The organism is Nocardia sp. NPDC049190 (assembly GCF_040648115.1).
Taxonomy (GTDB): domain Bacteria; phylum Actinomycetota; class Actinomycetes; order Mycobacteriales; family Mycobacteriaceae; genus Nocardia.
The window spans coordinates 72798-90069 of sequence record NZ_JBEZDE010000011.1; the positions used below are offsets into that span (position 1 = coordinate 72798).

Genomic DNA, 17272 nt, shown 5'->3' on the forward strand with positions numbered 1-17272 from the left:
AGGTCTGCCTCATAGTTCGTCGGGGGTTATGCGGCGAATTGGCGGGAGGTGGGCTGTCCTGGCACGGTCTATTCCCCGTAGGAATGTCGAAGCCGTTCCGGCCGTGGGCGCAGCACGGCTTGTCCGACTGTGGCCAGGGATGTCGCGCGTTCGACGCGACACTGACGACGATGTCAATCCACCCGTCGAAGTGGGTTCGGTATGGTCGCCGACACGTCAGGCTTCGGGGGGCGAGAGAAGTCTGAGGACGACAGGCCGGGAGAGGATGCCCGAGACTTGTCGGGAGAGTTGGTTGGCGCTGGCGCCGGCCGCGTGTGCGGTGCGCAGGGCGTCGGCGAGTTCGGTGCGGGCCGATTCGGCGGCCGCTCTAGCATCCCGAAGACGGTGCGCCGCCCGGTCCACCACGGACATATCGTCGCTGGACAAGTCCTTGATCAGTTCGGGTTCCGGGAGCGGTGCTCGACCCTCGTTCTCTGGTGGGTCGCGCCGCAGCGCAGCCCGCGCGAAATCCATCATGAACTCGCGGGTGGCGTCCTTGTCCTGCGCGGCGGCCGCGCCGAGCAGGAGTTGGGTGGTCTGCGGCACCGCGTGCGCCCAGTTGGCCAGTCCGCACAGTGCGAGCAGTAGGCGACCCGCGCGACTGGAGTCGACATCGAATTGTGCTTGGGCACGGTCGAATTTGCGCGCATACTGCTCGGCGCGACACCCGTCGACAGCGTGCACGTCCGTACCGCGGTGCAACGCCTCCCAGAGCATCAGCCGTAACAGCTGCGGGTTGTGCCGGTGGTAGTCGAACAACTTGCCGACGTAGGCGCCGGGTTCGGTGTCGGCCAAGGGTTCGACCACCTCGAGGAACTCGCGCATGGCCTCGAGAAGGATGACGTCGAACAACTTGTCTTTGCTGCCGAACAAGCCGTAGATGCGCTCTTTGTTCACGCCCGCCGCTTCCGCGATGCGGTCTACCCGGGCGCCGGCCAGGCCATACTGCGCGAATTCGTCGCGCGCGGCACGCAGGAGGGCCTGCTTGGTCGCGTCGCTACGTCTCATGGTGGCCACCATGGCCTATACTCTATCATCTCACTAAACCGACTAGTTGGTTCTTGTGGTGTGATGACCTGGATCATCAGCGCGTTCACGTTCGGCTACGCGGCCGAGGTCGTCCTGTTCGGACCGCCGCCGGAGCGCTATGGCCGTTGGCGGGTGCTGGTTACCGGCATGCTCGTTCCCGCGGTGGTAATCCTGTTGACCGCATCGGCGTTCAGGAAGCCATAGCGGTGCTGGTCAGGGCGCACAGCGGGGTCGAATCGACCGGCGTGGTCGAGGGCTCCGGTGAACTGTTCGCGCTGCGCGGCGGGCGCGCGCGGTCATGGTTGCGCGGCCGCTACTTCAGCACGTACGGCGACACCGAACTCCGGTGCTCGCTGATGTCGAGAACCTTGCCCAGCGGCGGGAACGCACGTTGCGGACAGTTGGCGCGCTCGCAGACCCGGCATCCCGCGCCGATCGGCGTCGCCTGCACTTCGTCGAGATCGATGCCATCGGCGTAGATCACTCGGCCCGCGTGCCGCAATTCGCAGCCGAGGCCGATAGCGAACGTCTTACTCGGCTGGCCGAAGCGGGTGGCGCGGCGCTCTACCGTGCGGGCCACCCATAGGTACTTGCGGCCGTCGGGCATCTGGGCGATCTGCGTCATGATCTTGCCGGGATAGGCGAAGGTCTCGTAGACGTTCCACAGCGGGCATGTGCCGCCGCTGGAGGAGAAGTGGAAACCGGTGGCGGACTGGCGCTTCGACATATTGCCCGCGCGGTCGACCCGGACGAAGGAGAACGGTACGCCACGCAGTGTCGGCCGCTGCAGGGTGGACAGCCGGTGGCAGATGGTCTCATAGCTTTGGGTGAAGAACGCCGACAGCCGCTCGATGTCGTAGCGGAAATCCTCGGCGACCTCGTGGAAATGCGTATACGGCAGCACCGTCGCCGCGGCGAAGTAGTTCGCCAAGCCGAGCATGGCCAGTTTACGGGCGTCGTCGGAGGCGAGATTTCCCTCTTCGACCAGCTTCTCCAGCAGTTCGCCGCACTCGAAATAGGCCAGCTCGGCGGCCAGCTTGAAGGTGCGCTGCCCGCCGGAGAGGTGCGGTGCGATCTCCAGGTATTGGGTCTGCGGGTCGTAGCGGTGCAGCACGCCCTCGCCGAGGTCGATGCGCTCGACGATCCGCACGTCGTGCGCGCGCAGTACCCTGGCGATCTCGCTGTGCACATCGCCACCGTGGAACCGGATGCGTGCGGTGAGTTCCTCTGCGGCCGTGTCCAATTCGTGAATGTAATTTTGCCGCTGGTAGAAGTAGTCGCGCACTTCCTCGTGTGGCTTGCTGATCGCGGCGCTGCCCGAGCCGTCGGCGAACCGATCCTCGGTGGCGGCGGCCAGTTGTGCGGAGGTGTTGCGGTAGCGGTTGTGCATATTGACCAGCGCACGGGCCATGCTCGGGTGCGCGGAGACCATGTCCGCGATCTCCTGGGTGTCGGCCTCGATGCCCAACTCCTGGTCCATCACGACCTCCTGGAGTTCGGCGATGAGCCGGGTGTCGTCCTGGGTCGAGAAGAACGTCGCGTCGACGCCGAACACCTCGCTGATCTTCAGCAGCACCGGTACGGTGAGCGGGCGTACGTCGTGTTCTATCTGGTTGAGGTAGCTCGCCGAGATCTCCAGCTTCTGAGCGAGCGAGACCTGGCTCAGCCCTCGTTCGGTGCGCAGCTGGCGTAGCCGCGCACCGACGTAAGTCTTGGCCATACGCCCAGTTTATGGCGGCTTTCGCAGACTCGCCAACGGGGAATTAGCAGCCGACTGAGCGATGTGTCACACCCTGGGGTTACCGTCGAGGGGTGTTGTTCTCGGATGTGGTCGGGGTCTCGGCGACCGTTCGCGCGACGAGGTCACGCAAGACGAAGATCGCCACGTTGGCCCGGTTACTGACGTCGGCCGCACCAAGGGAACTGGTGCCGGTGGTCGCCTGGGTATCCGGCGAACTGCCGCAGGGGCGGATCGGGGCGGGCTGGCGCACGCTTACGGCGATGGACGGTGTACCGGCAGTCGCTGCGACGCTGACGGTTTCGGCGGTTGATTCCGCGCTGGGCGATCTCGCTGAAACCTCCGGTCCCGGCTCGACGGCTCGTCGCAAAGAACTGCTCGCGGCACTCTGGTCTGCCGCGACCCGCGATGAACAGGGCTTCCTGCTGCGCTTACTCACCGGGGAGCTACGTCAGGGCGCGCTGGTCGCGATCGTCAGCGAAGCCGTGGCCGCTGCCGCCGCTGTGCCGCCGGATCTGGTGCGCAGGGCCTATATGCTCTCCGGTCAGCTGCCGGTCACCGCCGAAGCCGCACTCACCGGTGGAGCCGAGGCGTTGGCCGGGTTCCGGCTGGAAGTCGGTCGTCCGATTCAGCCCATGCTCGCCTCGCCCGGCGCGTCGCTCGATGAGGCGCTGGCCGAATTCGACGGGGTGGTGAGCGTCGAGCACAAAATGGACGGCGCCCGTATCCAAGTGCATCGGGATGGTGACCAGGTGCGGGTGTTCACCAGGACGCTGCGCGAGATCACCGCAGGAGTGCCGGAACTGGTGGAGTTGGTCGCGGGCCTGGACTGTACGAGCGTGGTGCTGGACGGAGAAACACTCGCGCTCACCGACTCCGGGCGGCCGCGCCCGTTCCAAGAGACCATGAGTCGGTTCGCCGAGGTGAGCTCTACCCGGGAGCTGTTGCTGCACCCGTACTTCTTCGACTGTCTGTACCTGGACGGCCGGGACCTGCTCGACGCCCCACTGTCCGAGCGCCGCGCCGCGCTCACGAAGGTGGCCGGTGCGCACAGCATTCCCGCGCTGATCGGGCCGGTTGCCGAAGCTGCCGCAGAATACTTCGACGGTGCGCTCGCGGCCGGGCACGAGGGCATCATGATCAAGTCGCTGACCGCGCCGTACGCGGCGGGCAGGCGTGGACGAGCCTGGCAGAAGATCAAGCCGACCCATACCCTCGATCTGATCGTGCTCGGCGCGGAGTGGGGTTATGGTCGCCGCGCCGGATATTTGTCGAATCTGCATCTGGGCGCCCGGGATCCGGAAACCGGCGATCCGGTGATGGTCGGCAAGACTTTCAAAGGCCTCACTGACGCGCTGCTGCAGTGGCAGACCGCCGAATTCCCGCGCCACGAGCGAACTCGCGACCAATCCACCGTGTATCTGCGGCCGGAGCTCGTAGTCGAGATCGCTCTGGACGGGGTCCAGGTCAGCCCACGCTATCCCGGTGGTGTGGCGCTGCGTTTCGCCCGAGTGGTGCGCTATCGGCCGGACAAGGGTCCCGTCGAGGCGGACACCATCGATGCGGTGCGTTCGCTACTGCCGTGATCATACGGAATGATTCATCGGCCCGACGTCGGCGTGTGTGGCGTGCGAAATCGCTGCACGCTGGAAGTATGGGCCTGTCGGATACTCCACACCTGTGGTGGATCGGCGATGTTCTCGCTTCCGGACAGGGATCAGCAAGGGGGTGCGATGGTGCGGTGGCTGCTTCGCGTGCGTTACCTCGGGATATCGGCGCTCGTCGGTGCCCTTGCGGTGAGTGCTGTGTCCGGGACATCGGCTCAGGCGAATCCGCTCGAGCAATTTCTTGCGCCGTCACGCGAGTACGCCGGAATTCTACCGACCCCGTTGGGTGATTCGTTCTACACGCCGCCGCCGGACTTCGAAAGCAGGCCGACAGGAACTGTTCTTGCCAACCGCCCGAGCGGCGCCGGTCTGACCCTCTTTCCGCTGCTCTCGACCGAACTGCTGATCCGGTCCACCGATGCCAAGGGCCGCCCGGTCCCGGTGGTCGCGACGCTGCTCATGCCGACCGCGCCGTGGCCCGGACCCGGTCCGCGCCCGCTGCTGTCGTTCGACGCCGCGATCGACTCGCTCGGGCACAGATGCGCGCCGTCCTACGAACTGAAATCGGGACTATCCACCATGCTGTGGGCCGCGCAGATTCCCCTCTCCAAGGGTTACGCCGTGGTTGTTCCGGACCACCAAGGCCCACGACAGGCTTACGGTGCGGGCCGGATGGCCGGTCACGCGGTGCTCGACGCGATCAAGGCCGTGATCCGTGCGCCAGAACTCGGATTGCGTCCGGACGCGCCGACGGTGGTGACGGGCTACTCCGGTGGAGCCATCGCCACCGGCTGGGCTGCTGAGCTGGCGCCGGAGTACGCGCCCGAGGTGAATCTCGTCGGCGCGGCGTTCGGCGGTGTCCCCGCCGACTTCGGCATGCTGCTGGACACCATGAACGGCCGCAACGCCGCTGGCGGGGTCTTTCTGGCCGCGACGCTCGGGTTGGCGCGGGAGTATCCGGAAATGCTCGGTCTGATGAACGACAATGGCTGGCGCTTGGCTCAGATCGGTAAAGACATGTGTATTCCGGCGGAGGAGTTCGTCGGTCTCGTCGCGCCGATCCCGGTGCAGGCGCTCACCGATGTCGCCGCGCCCACCGAGTTGCCCATGGTCAAGGAGATCCTGGCCGCCAACCGCCTCGGTGCGACCGCGCCGAAGGTGCCGGTGTTCCTCTACCACGCGACGCATGATCAGTGGGTGCCGATAGCGGGGGCCGAGAGCCTGTACGCGCAGTGGTGTGGCGGCGGGACGCCGGTCGAATTCCAGGTGTATCCCGGTGAACACTTCATCGTCAGTTCCAGTGGCATTCCCGATGCGAATGCCTGGATCGACGATCGCTTCGCGGGTAGGCCGGTCACACCGGAATGCGCGCGATTCGGCTGAGATAGGACAACATCCACGCTATCGCATCTCGGACGCGCAACTGACAGCAACCGCATGCCCACGATGTCGGCCGGTACCGCACACTAGAGGCGTGACCGCCGAACTACTGGTTCTCCTGATCGTGATCGTCACGGCACTCGCATTCGATTTCACCAATGGCTTCCATGACACGGCCAATGCCATGGCGACGTCGATCGCCACCGGCGCGCTCAAGCCGCGTGCCGCGGTCGCGCTGTCGGCGGTGCTGAACCTGGTCGGCGCCTTTCTGTCGGTGGCTGTCGCCGCCACCGTGGCGAAGGGCATCGTCCGGCTCGATGCCGTGTCGGGCCACGAGTTGTTGATCATCGTGTTCGCCGGTCTGGTCGGCGGCATTTTGTGGAATCTGCTGACCTGGCTGTTCGGCCTGCCGTCGAGTTCCTCACACGCGCTGTTCGGCGGTCTGATCGGCGCGACGCTCGCCGCGCTCGGCTGGAGCGGTGTGATCTGGGCGTCCGGTGCGGACGGTGTGATCATCAAGATCATTCTTCCGGCCGTGTTGTCTCCGGTCGTCGCCGCGCTCGTCTCGGCGACCGGGACCTGGTTGGTCTACCGGATCGTCCGTAACTGCGACCAGGGCAAGGTCACCGAAGGCTTCCGCTGGGGCCAGATCGGCTCCGCCTCGCTGGTCTCCCTGGCGCACGGCACCAACGACGCGCAGAAGACGATGGGCGTGATCTTCCTCGCTCTCGTCGCGCACGGGACCCTCACCAAGAACGACGAGATGCCGCTGTGGGTGATGGCCGCGTGTGCCGTCGCCATCGCGGCGGGAACATACCTCGGCGGATGGCGGATCATTCGGACCTTGGGTAAGGGGCTGGTCGAGATCGATTCGCCACAGGGACTCGCCGCAGAATCCGCGTCAGCGGCGATTATTCTCACCTCCTCTGCTCTCGGCCTGCCGCTGTCGACCACCCAGACCGCCACCGGCGCGGTCCTCGGTACCGGGCTCGGCAAGGGCGCCGAGGTGCGGTGGAGCGTGATGGGGCGGATGGTGGTCGCATGGCTGCTCACCCTGCCGCTGGCCGGCGTCGCGGGAGCGATCTGCTGGGCCATCGCGTATTTCATCGGTGGGCTGGCCGGCGTGCTCGTGGTGTTCGGCATCCTGATCACACTGTCGGCTCTGATGTATCTACGGTCACGGCGCAATCCGGTGCACACCGGAAACGTCAACGAGTGGCCGGCCGATACGCCGAGTGCCGCACCCGATACTCCGGGCCGTGCGAAAGAACCGGTCGAGAGTGGGCAGGCGAAGAAACCAGCCGAGGACGGGCAGTCGAAGGAATCCGGCTCGACATCTCGTTCGGCACAGGTCTAGGAGGTCGACGGCGTGCACATACTCGTCACGAATCTGAATTCGCTGTGGAAGGTGACGGCGGTTGGGCTGCTGCTCGGGGCAGGGCTGCCGACGATTTTCGCGATCGGGGTGCGGGCCTGGTCGGCATCGGAAGCGGTCCCTGCGGACGGTGGTGGGGGGCGGCGCAACTTCCCGGCGCTGGCGGTCGCGCTGATGTGCCTCGTGCTGGTGGTGGGTGTGATTATCGCCGGCATTCTCTACACCGCACGGGCATTTATCGCGGCCAGGTTCGGCATACATCTGTTCGGATATGTATGAGAGGCGAAGAGTGACCGACCAAGTGAAACCCGCGCAGTTACGGTCGACCCTGCTCGGCAAGATCGTCGGCTGGCTGCGCGCCGGCTACCCGCAGGGGATTCCGCACGCGGACTATGTCGCCGTGTTCGCGGTGCTGCACCGCCACCTCACCGACTACGAGGTGGTGGCGATCGCCGAAAAAATGGCGGTGTCGAACCCCGACGGCATGATCACCCACGCCGACATCGAGGCGGCGATCGGCCGGTTTGTGAAGGAACAACCCAACGACCGCGACATCGCTCGCGTCGCTTCCCGTCTGGCGGCGGGCGGCTGGCCACTGGCCGCGCTTTCCGCCGACTCCGACTGAACGAAAAGCGTTGGCCGATGCCACCTTTCCTGAATGCCATCATCGAATGGCTACGGGCCGGATATCCGGATGGTGTCCCGGAATCCGACTACATCCCGCTGCTGGCCCTGCTACGCCGCCGTCTCTCCGATCAGGAGGTGGCTCGGATTGCCACCGAGTTGGCCGGGTCCGGCGACCTGCACACCGACAAGATCGACATCCAGGTGATGATCACCAGGATCACCAACAGCCTGCCGTCCGAAGCGGATGTGACTCGCGTGCGCACTCGTCTGGAGACCCACGCCTGGCCGGACCCAGGCGAGGACTAGCTCGGTCGGAGTCACGGAGTGACGATATTCTGACCGTGTCGCACCGAGTAAAGGTGTGTGAGTGCCTTCCTGGCGCCCCGTCGATATGCGACCAACTCGTCTACGGCTCGTCATGCCCTACGGTTCATCGGTGATTTCGGGGTCCGCTCAGATACGGGAGCCGGCGCAGGCCCGCCGAGACTTCGTAGGCGAGGTCTTCGTAGCCGAGTGCGAGTTCGGCGAGACGTTCCCATGCGTCGTGGACGGCCCATTCGGGTGCGACGGTGAGGATTTCGTGCGCGCACCGCGAGAATTGGGCGAGGCGGTCGATCACCGTGCCGACGGTTTCGGTGTGCATATGAGCGCCGCCATGCGGGAGTGGCACCTCGGTCGCGATCCAACGGTCGATGCTCAGCACGATTCGGGCTCGATGCTGGTCGATATCGGTGCGCTCGCCCGGCTCGGTGTGCAGCCGCCGAGCGTGCAGCACGGCGAGTAGGTGTGTGGACTCCAGGAGCGGATGATCGCCGTGCGGCGCGACGCGACAGGCCTGCAGGACACGTTCTTTGGACGGCAGCGGTTCCACTGCGGTGACCCCCTGGATCGTTTGGTTTTTCGGGACGGCGAACTAGGGCCGAGGTCATCGACGATGCCGCCCACCTGGTCGCGGCAATCGGCGCCGACGTGGGGACGGCCCGGTATTCCACGGTGTTTCGATCACGGCCAGGCCGAAGGCCTCCAGCGCGGTGAGCCCTATGCGGCTGGCGAGCTCGTGCATCAGCGAAACCGCCTCGGCCGCTTGGATCGCGGCCGTCGCTTGCTCGGTGGTCAACATCCGACCGCGCAGATACGACACCACCCATGCGTCTTCACTGACTCGCCGGGCCTGATGCGGCGTCCGATCACTCACCATCCAAGCCCGGTCGATGACGTGCACCGACACCAGAACCCCCCGATCCGCCGTGCGGGCAGCAGAGCCCCCGCCTGTGATGTGCGACAGTGGAACTCGGCTATTGTAAAGTATACAAGTCAAGATACGGAAGTGGTGTCGCGTCATTCTCAGGTGTCGTCACGGTCCGCTGTCGTCACAGGCTGTCGGCTGTCGGCTGTTATCACTATCAGCGGTATTGTGCGAGGCATGGCCCCATCACCTGCGGTTGCGCGCTGGGAGCTGGCACTGCGGCTTCGGCAGCGACGACTGGAGTTGGGGATCGGCGCCGCTTCGCTCACCAGGGCGCTCGATGTATCGGCTGCGTACTGGTCGCACATCGAGAACGAGCGCAACTTGCTTCCGAAGGCCAAGCTCGAACAGTTGCTGGACATTCTCGAGATCGATCCCAGCGAACAGCGCGAATTGCTGGCACTACGGGAGACCGCCAAGGGGCGCGGCTGGTGGAGCCGATATTCGGCGTTGTTCGGTGATGAGATCCTGCGCTACTACGGCATGGAGTGGGGAGCGGAATCGATCCGGACATACGAAAGCGTCATGATGCCGGGGCTTCTGCAGGGCGAGGAGTTCATTCGGGCACTGATGCTTTCGTCGGGAGCGACAGTGCCGGCGATCGAAGTCGATCAGCGTGTCGACGCGAGACTTCTCCGGCAGCAACGGTTGTCGGGCGACAGTCCGGTCGCACTGCGGGCGGTGATCGGTGAGGCCGCGCTCCGTCAGCAGATCGGCGGTCCCGGCGTGCTGCGGCGACAACTCCTCCACCTGGCCGACCTCTCGGAGTCGCATCCGGCGAATCTCGACGTGCGGGTCATCCCGTTTACGGTCGCGGACAGTGTTCCGGCGAGTTCCACTTACCATTTGCTGGATTTCGCCAGCCCGCGGTTGCCGACGCTGGGCTGGTACGAATCGGCGGTATTCGGCCAGATCGTGGTTGACGGCGAGAGCCGAAAGGACACCACAGTGCGTGACTTGGGTTTCGTCTTCGAGCGAGCGTGGTCGGTGGCGCTGTCTCCGGCCGAGTCCTCGGCGTTGATCCGGGAGGCCGCGGCTGGATTATAGTCGGCCGGGTGAGCAGCGCCGGTTGGTTCAAATCCTCGTACTCCAATGACAGCCAGACCTGCGTCGAGGTGTGCTTCGACGGTGAGCGGGTCCTCGTCCGCGACAGCAAGTTTGCTGGCCTTCCCGCTATCCGGCCGGTTCTGGTCGTCACGCCGACCCAATGGTCCGCATTCACGACAGCCATTCGGGCGGCTGAGTTTTCGTAGCCGGACCCCCGCGTCGCCCACGGCCATCGTCGCATCCGTCAATCGCACTCCTGGCGGTTCCCAGCTGACTCTCAGCGTGGTTGAAACGCTTACTCAGGTGAGCAAGCGAGGCTTGCCCCGTCGGTGCGAAGCGATCGGCTCCGACAGCTCTACCGGTGGACAACTGCCCTGATCCACCTCCCGCCGGCCGGCGGCGCTGACTCCCTCGCTCGCGCCGCCGGCCGCAACCGGCCCACCGAATGACATGGCTGTGGCGAGACGCGAGAAAGCCCGACGCTGGGTGCGCTTCGTGGCGAATGCCACCGTGAATCGAAGAAGGCCGCTCGTCACGACGGACGGTTCGGTCAGGCGAGCAGGCGCAGGAAACGCTCGACTTCCGACTGGATGGCAGAACGGGCGGGGCCGAGGTATTTGCGGGGGTCGGACAGGGTGGGGTTGTCGGCGAGGGTGGCGCCGATGGCGGCGGTCATCAGCACGTTGAGGCGGGTGGCGATGTTGATTTTGCGTATACCGTGGTCGACGGCCGCGCGTAGGCCATTGTCGGGGACGCCGGAAGACCCGTGCAGGACCAGCGGGACCGGAACGCTCGCCGCCAGGCGGGATATCAGGTTGTTGTCGAGTTCCGCGGTGCGGGTGTGCATGGCATGCGAGGAGCCGACGGCGACCGCCAGCGCGTCGATGCCGGTGGCGGTGACGAATCCGGCGGCCTCGTCGGGATCGGTGCGAACGCCGAGGGCGTGTGCGCCGTCTTTGCCACCGACCTCGCCGAGTTCGGCCTCGATATGGACGCCGCGATCATGGCACCAGCGGGTGATGGCGGCGGTGGCCGCGACGTTGTCTGGGTAGTCGAGGGCCGAACCGTCGTACATCACCGATCGGATGCCGAGATCGACTGCAGCGGTGATCAATTCGAATGTGGTGGCATGGTCGAGGTGGACGGCGACGGTGGCGCGGCTCTCGGCGGCGATGTGCAGGCAGGCCAGCGCGAGCGGGGCGATGCCACCGTGATAGCTCACCGTGTTCTCCGAGAGCTGCAATACCACGGGCTTTTCCGTCGACTCCGCAGCGGCCGCAATAGCCTCGGCATGTTCCAAGGTGATCACATTGAACGCGCCGAGCCCACCCGGGCGCGCTGCTTCGATCAGATCGGGAACCGCGGTCAATGGCATAGCGCGCGGCTCCTCGACCGTTCGGCTTCGGCGGGTTCGCCATGCTTGCCGGGGTTGCCCTGGAAGGAAGCGATTCGAGCGCGGTCATCGGGTGCGGTGTAAACGGATTCGAATGCGCCGGTGCGCGCGCCATCGGACCGGCCGCCGGGACGATGGCGGTCACTGATCGGCTCGGCGCTGTCGGTGATCATGGCGCGGTGCCCTGCGAAGTCGGGAGGTCCAATTGCTCGACTCGGATCGTGGGAGCGACGTTGGCGCGCAGGCAGCGGTCGAACTCACCGGCCACCGGGATGACGACGGAGGCCGCGGAGGTGGCGACCGCGTCGGTGAGGATGGCAGTCCAGTCGGGGTCGGGTTCGTCGGAGAGTGCGGCGATTACCGCGGCGGTGGCGGAATCACCCGCACCGGTGGGATTTCCGGCGAGCGGTTCAGGCAAGACGGCCGACCAGGCGCCATCGGCGGTGACCAAAACCATGCCTTCCGCGCCGCGCGTGGCGATGACCGCGCGCACACCGCGGTCGATGAGCGGGTAGGCGGCGGCCACGACCTCATCCTCGGTCTTCGGCGTCATGCCGGTGAGACGCTGCAGTTCCGTCTCGTTCGGCATGAGCACGATCCCCGGCACCTCGGTGGCCAAGCGCAGTGCCTCGCCGTCGACATCGCAGATGGTGGGCACATCGGCCGCGATCGCCGTCCGCGCGATCTCGGCGGGAAGCGAGGGTTCGATGCCGCCGGGTAATGATCCGGAGATGACCAGGCCATCGATATCGGGCAGCAAACCTGCGACGCGCACCGCCAACTGTTCTGCGGCATGCGGATTGGACACCCGGGCGCCCGGTTCCCACAGTGCGGTGGCGGTGCCGTCCTCGGACTCGCTGATCACCACCGTGCGGCGCACCCAGGGTAGCGCGTGCACGAAGTCGACCGGCATTTCCAGCTCGGCGGCGGCCGCGAAGGCGTAGTCGGAGAACCCGGTCGCCCTGGCGTATTTGCCGAGCTGATTCAGCACTCGGGTCACGTTGATGCCCTTGCCGCCGATGCGCTGCTCCACCGAACGGACCCGGTGGGCCTGCCCGCGTTCGAAGCGTTCGACCCGGTAGGTCATGTCGTACGCGGGATTCATTGTCACGGTAAGGATCACGACACCCACTGTCCACGTCTGAGCACCCGGCGCAACTGGAGACGGTCATCGACGATCACTACGTCGGCGAAATACTCGGCCCGCAGGTCACCGACATCGGCGAGTCCGAGCGCCGCGGCCGGGGTCGAGGTGGCCGCCGCGACCGCCGCCGACAGCGGAACACCGGAATCGTGTACTGCTCGCGCCACACACCGCAGTAGCGTGCTGACGCCGCCGGCGATCGAACCGTTGGCGATTCGCGCCACCCCGTCGCGCACCGTCACCGACCGTGGACCGAGCTGGTACTCGCCGTCCGCGAGCCCCGCCGCCTGCATGGCGTCGGTGACCAACGCGACCCGCCCCGGCGCGGTCGCGAACACCAGCGCGGCGAATCCGGGATCGACGTGCACGCCGTCGCTGATCAACTCCACGATCGCGTGCCCGGCCGCCGCCGCGACCAGGCTCGCGCCGACCGGACCGGGACCGCGGTGGTGCAGGGGCGGCATCCCATTCGCCAAGTGCGTGACCAGACCACCGAAGCCATCGGGACGCAATGCCTTCCGGAACGACGCGTAATCGGTGTCGCTGTGGCCCAGCGCGACCACCACTCCGTGGTCGGCCAGTCGGCGTGCGACAGCGGCGTAGCCGGGCCGTTCCGGCGCCATTGTCATCACGCGCAGTTGGCCGCCCGCGGCGGACAGGAGTCGGTTCGTCAGCTCGAGATCGGGGTCGCGCAGAAATTGCGGATCTTGCGCCCCGCACCGGGCCGCCGACAAGAAGGGACCCTCGAGGTGAATGCCGCCGAGCACCCCTTCCTCGGCCAATTCCCGCAGTACGGCGGTCTGCGCCACCATGTCCACCGCGGCCGCGGTGACCACGCCCGCCACCACGGTGGTCGACCCATGGGCGTGGTGGGCCTGTGCCGCCGCCCGTGCGTGGGCGCTGTCCACGGTGTCGAACCGATACCCGAATCCGCCGTGGTTGTGAATGTCCACCAGGCCGGGCAGCACGATCCCGGCGAACGTCGGCTCGGGTGCGTCCGGATGCGCGGTTCGCCATTGCGCGAACGATTGCACGGCAGCGATGCGCTCACCGGTAATCGACACCACGCCGTCGTCCAGCATCGAACTCGTCGACACGATGCGCCCGCGAATGGTCGGCGTCACTCGAGCGTCCCCTGTCGTGCGAACAGTGCGGCGCCCGCCAGACCCGCGCGGACACCGAACTCGCCGAGCACGACCCGTGGCGCGGGAACCAGGCGCAGCCGATCAGCCAATGCTCGGTGTAGCGGCTCGGTGAGGGCGGCGCCTGCTCCAGCGAGCCCGCCGCCGAGGACGATCAGTTCGGGACAGGTGGCGTGCACCATGCCGACCAGACCGTCGGCCAAGGCGTCCACGGCGTCCTCGACCACGGCCGCCGCGTCCGGATCAGTGGCGATCAGAGCGAAAATCTCCGCGGCGCCGGATATTTCGCGTCCGGTGTGACGAGTGTAGGCGCGCGACATCGCCGCACCGGACGCCACGGTCTCCACGCAGCCGATATTGCCGCAGGGGCAGGGCACTCCGTCCGCCCGCCGGACCGGCACGTGACCGTACTCGCCTACTTGCCCGTAATGGCTGCGCACGAGTCGTCCGCCCACGGTGAGTGTGCCGGAGATTCCGGTGCCGAGAATGAGTACGCACACGTTGTCGTGTCCGCTGCCGGCCCCGAATCGCGATTCGGCCCAGCCCGCCACGGTGACATCGTGTTCGAGCAGGACCGGGAGGTCCCAGCGTCGGGTGAACCGATCGCCGAGGTACACATCGCGCCACCCGACGTTGCTGCTGAACACCGCGATCGAGTTCGCGGTATCGACAAGGCCGGGCAACACCACTGCCGCGCGGCCGACCCTTCGGCGCTGTGCTCCGGACAGTTCGGCGAGCAATCGGTCGCCGAGTTCGGCCATCGCGTCGAAGGCGGCCTCGCCCCACGGGGTGGCGACGGTTCCCGTCGCGAGCACTGTGCCCGAGGTATCCGAGACCTCGCCTTTGATGGTGGTCCCACCCACATCCAGGCCGAGGACGAGCGCGTCGTCGGGTAGTGGCACGACCGGTCGCGATGCGGTCGCGGCCGCACCCGGTGTCGGCGAGGGCTTCGCGCGCGTTTGGTCGGTGCCGCGCACGAGATCGGCCGGGCTGGTCGAATCGGATCTGATCGTGCCGGAGGGGGTCGGCGGCTCCGGCGGTGGGGTTCCCATGCTCGGCACAGTAGCTTCCGTCATGGACCGCACGGCAGCTCGCGGCGCGGACTGCGCGGCCCGGGCTCGGGAGCCACTGCCCGGCGCCGCGCGCACCGTGCCGCGACCATCACGGCTCGAGGAGCACGGAGCGGTTCAGTCCGCGCGGATGGTCGGGGTCGAGACCGAGATCGGCCGAACGCAGGATGCAGAGTTGGTGCACGCGCACCAGGTCGGCCATCGGGTCGATGGCACGATGTTCCAGATGCGCGCCGGTGGCGGCGACATCGTCGGCGAAATTCGGCGGCAGTGGCCCGAAGGCCCAGACGGCGCGGCCCGGGGCGGAGATGCTGATCGGGCCGTGCCGGTACTCGGTCGCCAGGTACGCCTCGGTCCAGGACTGGCAGGATTCGCGCAGTTTGAGCGCCGCCTCGTCGGCGATGGCGGCCGCGAACCCCATGCCGACGAAGCTGATCTGCTCGGCCCCGCGTACCTCGGCGAGTGATGTCGCGGGGTCTTGCGCGAGCACCGCGCGCGCCTGCGTGATCACCGGTTCGAGGTCGTGTCCCAGGTGCCGGCGCAGGATCGCCAAGGCGGTGGTGGCGAAGCGGGTCTGCACTACCGACTCCTCGTCGACCTGATCGATGAGGATCGGGTCGCCCAGCTCGAGGACGGGGGTGCCGGGGCTGGAGCAGATAACGGCCCGTGGGATGTGCGCGGGGATGTCCCGCATCGCCCGCACCACTTCGGTGGTGGTGCCGGAGCGACAGATCACCAGGTAGCGGTCGTAGTCGCGACCGCCGCGCACCTCGCTCGCGGGCCAGGCGTCGGTGATCCCGTGTCCGCCGCCTTCGCGCAGCGCGGCGATTGTGCGAGACATGAAAAGTGAAGTGCCACAACCGATTACCGCCACGCGCTCACCCGGTTGGGGAAGTGCGGCATGGTGGTCGGCGGCGATGGTCGCGGCGCGCTCCCAGTCGTCGGGCTGGGTGGCGACCTCGGTGGCCAGATGTGTCACTGGGGTGGGCTCGGCGGGGATCGGCACAGGGACAGGATCACCCTATGTGATCGTTCATGTCAAATTTACAAGTAAATCGGTCACATGTGATCACCGTTCGGGCTAGATTGGCAGCACGGACGGTACGTCCTCTCATCATCGGCGGTTCGCTGGCGCCGGGTGTGAAAATCTGAAAGGTTCTGCTCGTGAAAAGACCACTCCACCGCGTTCTTGCCGGAGTCGCGATGGTCACCGGCCTAGCGCTGGCGCTCTCATCCTGCGGTTTCGGTTCGAAAGAGGCCGCGGACTCCGACACCACGATCAACTTCCTCGCCCCCGCCTACAGCGACGGCGCCACGGGCACCAAGGCCCTCTGGGACGGCATCATCGCCGAGTTCCAGAAGCAGAACCCGGGCGTCACCGTCGATCTGCAGATGGAATCGTGGAACTCGATCAACGACGTCGTGCGCACCAAACTGCAGTCGACGTCGACCACCCCGGACATCCTCAACATCGACGCCTACGCCAGCTTCGCGGGCGACGGCATGCTGTATCCGGCCGCCGACATCGTCTCCGCGTCGGTGCTGACCGACATCCAGCCCGGCTTCGCGAAGAACGCCTCGCTGAACGGAACGCAATACGCGCTCCCGCTGTTCGCCTCGACCCGCACGCTGTTCTACAACACCGACTTGTTCGCCAGGGCCGGCGTCGCCGCACCGCCGAAGACCTGGGCCGAACTGACCGAAGCGGCCGGCAAGATCCAGGCGCTCGGTGGCGGTGTGTCCGGTTATGGACTGCCCCTCGGCAGCGAGGAGGCCCAGGGTGAGACGTCCATCTGGACCTTCGGTGCGGGTGGCTCCTGGGCCGACGGCGACCGGCTGACCGTGGACACGCCGCAGAATCTGGAGGGTGTGCAGGCTATGCGTGCGCTGATCGACGCCGGTGTGACCCAGCCGAATCCGGGCGCCACCGATCGAAAAGACGTGATCAACGCCTTCATCCAGGGCAAGATCGGCATGATCGAGGGTCTGCCGCCCACCATCGGCCAGATCGCGGCGAAGAACCCGGGTCTGCAGTACGCGACCGCTCCCTCGCCGACGAAGACCGGTGCACCGGTCACGCTCGGCGTGGCCGACCATCTGATGGCCTTCAAGAAGGACGGCAAGAAGACCGAGTCGATCAAGAAATTCCTCGACTACTTCTACTCCGCCCAGGTGTACGCGAACTTCGTGCGCCACGAGGGCTTCATCCCGATCACCGACAGCGCGACCGCCCTGCTCGCGGACGACCCGGTGACCAAGGCATTCGCCGCGACGCTCCCGGTAGCCAAGTTCTACCCCAGCAACAACGCGGCGTGGGCCGCGGCACAGGGCGCTATCCGTCAGCAGATGGGCACCATCGCTCAAGGCGCGGATCCCGCCCAGGTGTTGCAGCGAATCCAGGAAGCCGCGAAATAGCGTGCGGCGCAGAGGAATAC

General features: G+C 66.5%; 19 protein-coding genes. 10 read left to right on the forward strand and 9 right to left on the reverse strand.

Going from position 1 to position 17272, the window contains the following annotated elements; translation table 11 throughout:
* Positions 1–216 precede the first annotated feature (216 nt).
* Positions 217–1047 (reverse strand): TetR family transcriptional regulator, encoded by an 831-nt coding sequence (locus tag AB0B25_RS12415; RefSeq protein WP_357177502.1) that lies wholly within the window; start codon positions 1045–1047, stop codon positions 217–219.
* A gap of 63 nt (positions 1048–1110) precedes the next feature.
* On the opposite strand from AB0B25_RS12415, the gene AB0B25_RS12420 reads away from it, so the two are divergent.
* Positions 1111–1272 carry a hypothetical protein gene (locus tag AB0B25_RS12420; protein ID WP_357177504.1) on the forward strand — a complete coding sequence of 54 codons (162 nt, stop codon included), beginning with the start codon at positions 1111–1113 and terminating at the stop codon, positions 1270–1272.
* 109 nt (positions 1273–1381) lie between these two features.
* Here the strand turns inward: AB0B25_RS12420 and ramB are convergent, their stop codons facing one another.
* On the reverse strand, positions 1382–2788 hold the full coding sequence (gene ramB, locus AB0B25_RS12425) for an acetate metabolism transcriptional regulator RamB (RefSeq protein WP_357177506.1): 1407 nt from the start codon (positions 2786–2788) through the stop codon (positions 1382–1384).
* A 92-nt stretch (positions 2789–2880) separates the two neighbouring features.
* Here ramB and AB0B25_RS12430 point away from each other — a divergent pair, with 92 nt between their 5' ends.
* From AB0B25_RS12430 to AB0B25_RS12455, 6 genes are all read left to right on the forward strand, one after another.
* Positions 2881–4392 carry an ATP-dependent DNA ligase gene (locus tag AB0B25_RS12430; RefSeq protein ID WP_357177508.1) on the forward strand — a complete coding sequence of 504 codons (1512 nt, stop codon included), beginning with the start codon at positions 2881–2883 and terminating at the stop codon, positions 4390–4392.
* Between the two features lie 108 nt (positions 4393–4500).
* The gene (locus tag AB0B25_RS12435; RefSeq protein WP_357177510.1) at positions 4501–5796 is read left to right on the forward strand and encodes a lipase family protein; all 1296 of its coding nucleotides are present in this window, start codon (positions 4501–4503) and stop codon (positions 5794–5796) included.
* A 91-nt stretch (positions 5797–5887) separates the two neighbouring features.
* A complete protein-coding gene (locus tag AB0B25_RS12440) occupies positions 5888–7150 on the forward strand; it encodes an inorganic phosphate transporter (RefSeq protein ID WP_357177512.1) in 1263 nt (420 codons plus the stop codon).
* 12 nt (positions 7151–7162) lie between these two features.
* On the forward strand, positions 7163–7447 hold the full coding sequence (locus tag AB0B25_RS12445; RefSeq protein ID WP_357177514.1) for a hypothetical protein: 285 nt from the start codon (positions 7163–7165) through the stop codon (positions 7445–7447).
* A gap of 10 nt (positions 7448–7457) precedes the next feature.
* Positions 7458–7793, forward strand: coding sequence for a DUF3349 domain-containing protein (locus AB0B25_RS12450; RefSeq protein WP_357177516.1), 336 nt, complete (start codon positions 7458–7460; stop codon positions 7791–7793).
* Between the two features lie 17 nt (positions 7794–7810).
* Complete coding sequence (locus AB0B25_RS12455; protein WP_357177517.1) at positions 7811–8101, forward strand: DUF3349 domain-containing protein; 291 nt, start codon at positions 7811–7813, stop codon at positions 8099–8101.
* A 124-nt stretch (positions 8102–8225) separates the two neighbouring features.
* Here AB0B25_RS12455 and AB0B25_RS12460 read toward each other — a convergent pair whose 3' ends face one another.
* Together AB0B25_RS12460 and AB0B25_RS12465 are read right to left on the reverse strand one after the other, a co-directional pair.
* The gene (locus tag AB0B25_RS12460; protein ID WP_357177519.1) at positions 8226–8666 is read right to left on the reverse strand and encodes a DUF4254 domain-containing protein; all 441 of its coding nucleotides are present in this window, start codon (positions 8664–8666) and stop codon (positions 8226–8228) included.
* Positions 8667–8720: 54 nt separating this feature from the next.
* Positions 8721–9023 carry a hypothetical protein gene (locus AB0B25_RS12465; protein ID WP_357177520.1) on the reverse strand — a complete coding sequence of 101 codons (303 nt, stop codon included), beginning with the start codon at positions 9021–9023 and terminating at the stop codon, positions 8721–8723.
* 195 nt (positions 9024–9218) lie between these two features.
* On the opposite strand from AB0B25_RS12465, the gene AB0B25_RS12470 reads away from it, so the two are divergent.
* Together AB0B25_RS12470 and AB0B25_RS12475 are read left to right on the forward strand one after the other, a co-directional pair.
* Positions 9219–10088 carry a helix-turn-helix transcriptional regulator gene (locus AB0B25_RS12470; RefSeq protein ID WP_357177522.1) on the forward strand — a complete coding sequence of 290 codons (870 nt, stop codon included), beginning with the start codon at positions 9219–9221 and terminating at the stop codon, positions 10086–10088.
* 8 nt (positions 10089–10096) lie between these two features.
* Positions 10097–10294, forward strand: coding sequence for a DUF397 domain-containing protein (locus AB0B25_RS12475; protein WP_357177524.1), 198 nt, complete (start codon positions 10097–10099; stop codon positions 10292–10294).
* Between the two features lie 344 nt (positions 10295–10638).
* On the opposite strand, the gene AB0B25_RS12480 is transcribed toward AB0B25_RS12475, so the two are convergent.
* From AB0B25_RS12480 to AB0B25_RS12500, 5 genes are all read right to left on the reverse strand, one after another.
* Complete coding sequence (locus AB0B25_RS12480; protein ID WP_357177526.1) at positions 10639–11463, reverse strand: class II fructose-bisphosphate aldolase; 825 nt, start codon at positions 11461–11463, stop codon at positions 10639–10641.
* Between the two features lie 187 nt (positions 11464–11650).
* Positions 11651–12604: a 1-phosphofructokinase family hexose kinase gene (locus tag AB0B25_RS12485; protein ID WP_357177528.1), complete on the reverse strand. Its 954-nt coding sequence runs from the start codon at positions 12602–12604 to the stop codon at positions 11651–11653.
* Positions 12601–13749: an amidohydrolase family protein gene (locus AB0B25_RS12490; protein WP_357177530.1), complete on the reverse strand. Its 1149-nt coding sequence runs from the start codon at positions 13747–13749 to the stop codon at positions 12601–12603. The genes AB0B25_RS12485 and AB0B25_RS12490 overlap by 4 nt, the downstream gene beginning before the upstream one ends.
* The gene (locus AB0B25_RS12495) at positions 13746–14819 is read right to left on the reverse strand and encodes an ROK family protein (RefSeq protein ID WP_357177532.1); all 1074 of its coding nucleotides are present in this window, start codon (positions 14817–14819) and stop codon (positions 13746–13748) included. The genes AB0B25_RS12490 and AB0B25_RS12495 overlap by 4 nt, the downstream gene beginning before the upstream one ends.
* A 109-nt stretch (positions 14820–14928) precedes the next feature.
* Complete coding sequence (locus AB0B25_RS12500) at positions 14929–15843, reverse strand: sugar isomerase (protein WP_357177534.1); 915 nt, start codon at positions 15841–15843, stop codon at positions 14929–14931.
* A gap of 158 nt (positions 15844–16001) precedes the next feature.
* On the opposite strand from AB0B25_RS12500, the gene AB0B25_RS12505 reads away from it, so the two are divergent.
* Positions 16002–17252 carry an extracellular solute-binding protein gene (locus AB0B25_RS12505; protein ID WP_357177536.1) on the forward strand — a complete coding sequence of 417 codons (1251 nt, stop codon included), beginning with the start codon at positions 16002–16004 and terminating at the stop codon, positions 17250–17252.
* The last annotated feature ends 20 nt before the right edge of the window (positions 17253–17272 follow it).

Excerpts from the sequence above, each read along its gene's own strand:
- AB0B25_RS12415 (WP_357177502.1), bottom strand. The coding sequence starts at position 1,047 with ATGAGACGTAGCGACGCGACCAAGCAGGCCCTCCTGCGTGCCGCGCGC.
- AB0B25_RS12420 (WP_357177504.1), top strand. The coding sequence starts at position 1,111 with ATGACCTGGATCATCAGCGCGTTCACGTTCGGCTACGCGGCCGAGGTC.
- ramB (WP_357177506.1), bottom strand. The coding sequence starts at position 2,788 with ATGGCCAAGACTTACGTCGGTGCGCGGCTACGCCAGCTGCGCACCGAA.
- AB0B25_RS12435 (WP_357177510.1), top strand. The coding sequence starts at position 4,501 with ATGTTCTCGCTTCCGGACAGGGATCAGCAAGGGGGTGCGATGGTGCGG.
- AB0B25_RS12455 (WP_357177517.1), top strand. The coding sequence starts at position 7,811 with ATGCCACCTTTCCTGAATGCCATCATCGAATGGCTACGGGCCGGATAT.
- AB0B25_RS12470 (WP_357177522.1), top strand. The coding sequence starts at position 9,219 with ATGGCCCCATCACCTGCGGTTGCGCGCTGGGAGCTGGCACTGCGGCTT.
- AB0B25_RS12480 (WP_357177526.1), bottom strand. The coding sequence starts at position 11,463 with ATGCCATTGACCGCGGTTCCCGATCTGATCGAAGCAGCGCGCCCGGGT.
- AB0B25_RS12495 (WP_357177532.1), bottom strand. The coding sequence starts at position 14,819 with ATGGGAACCCCACCGCCGGAGCCGCCGACCCCCTCCGGCACGATCAGA.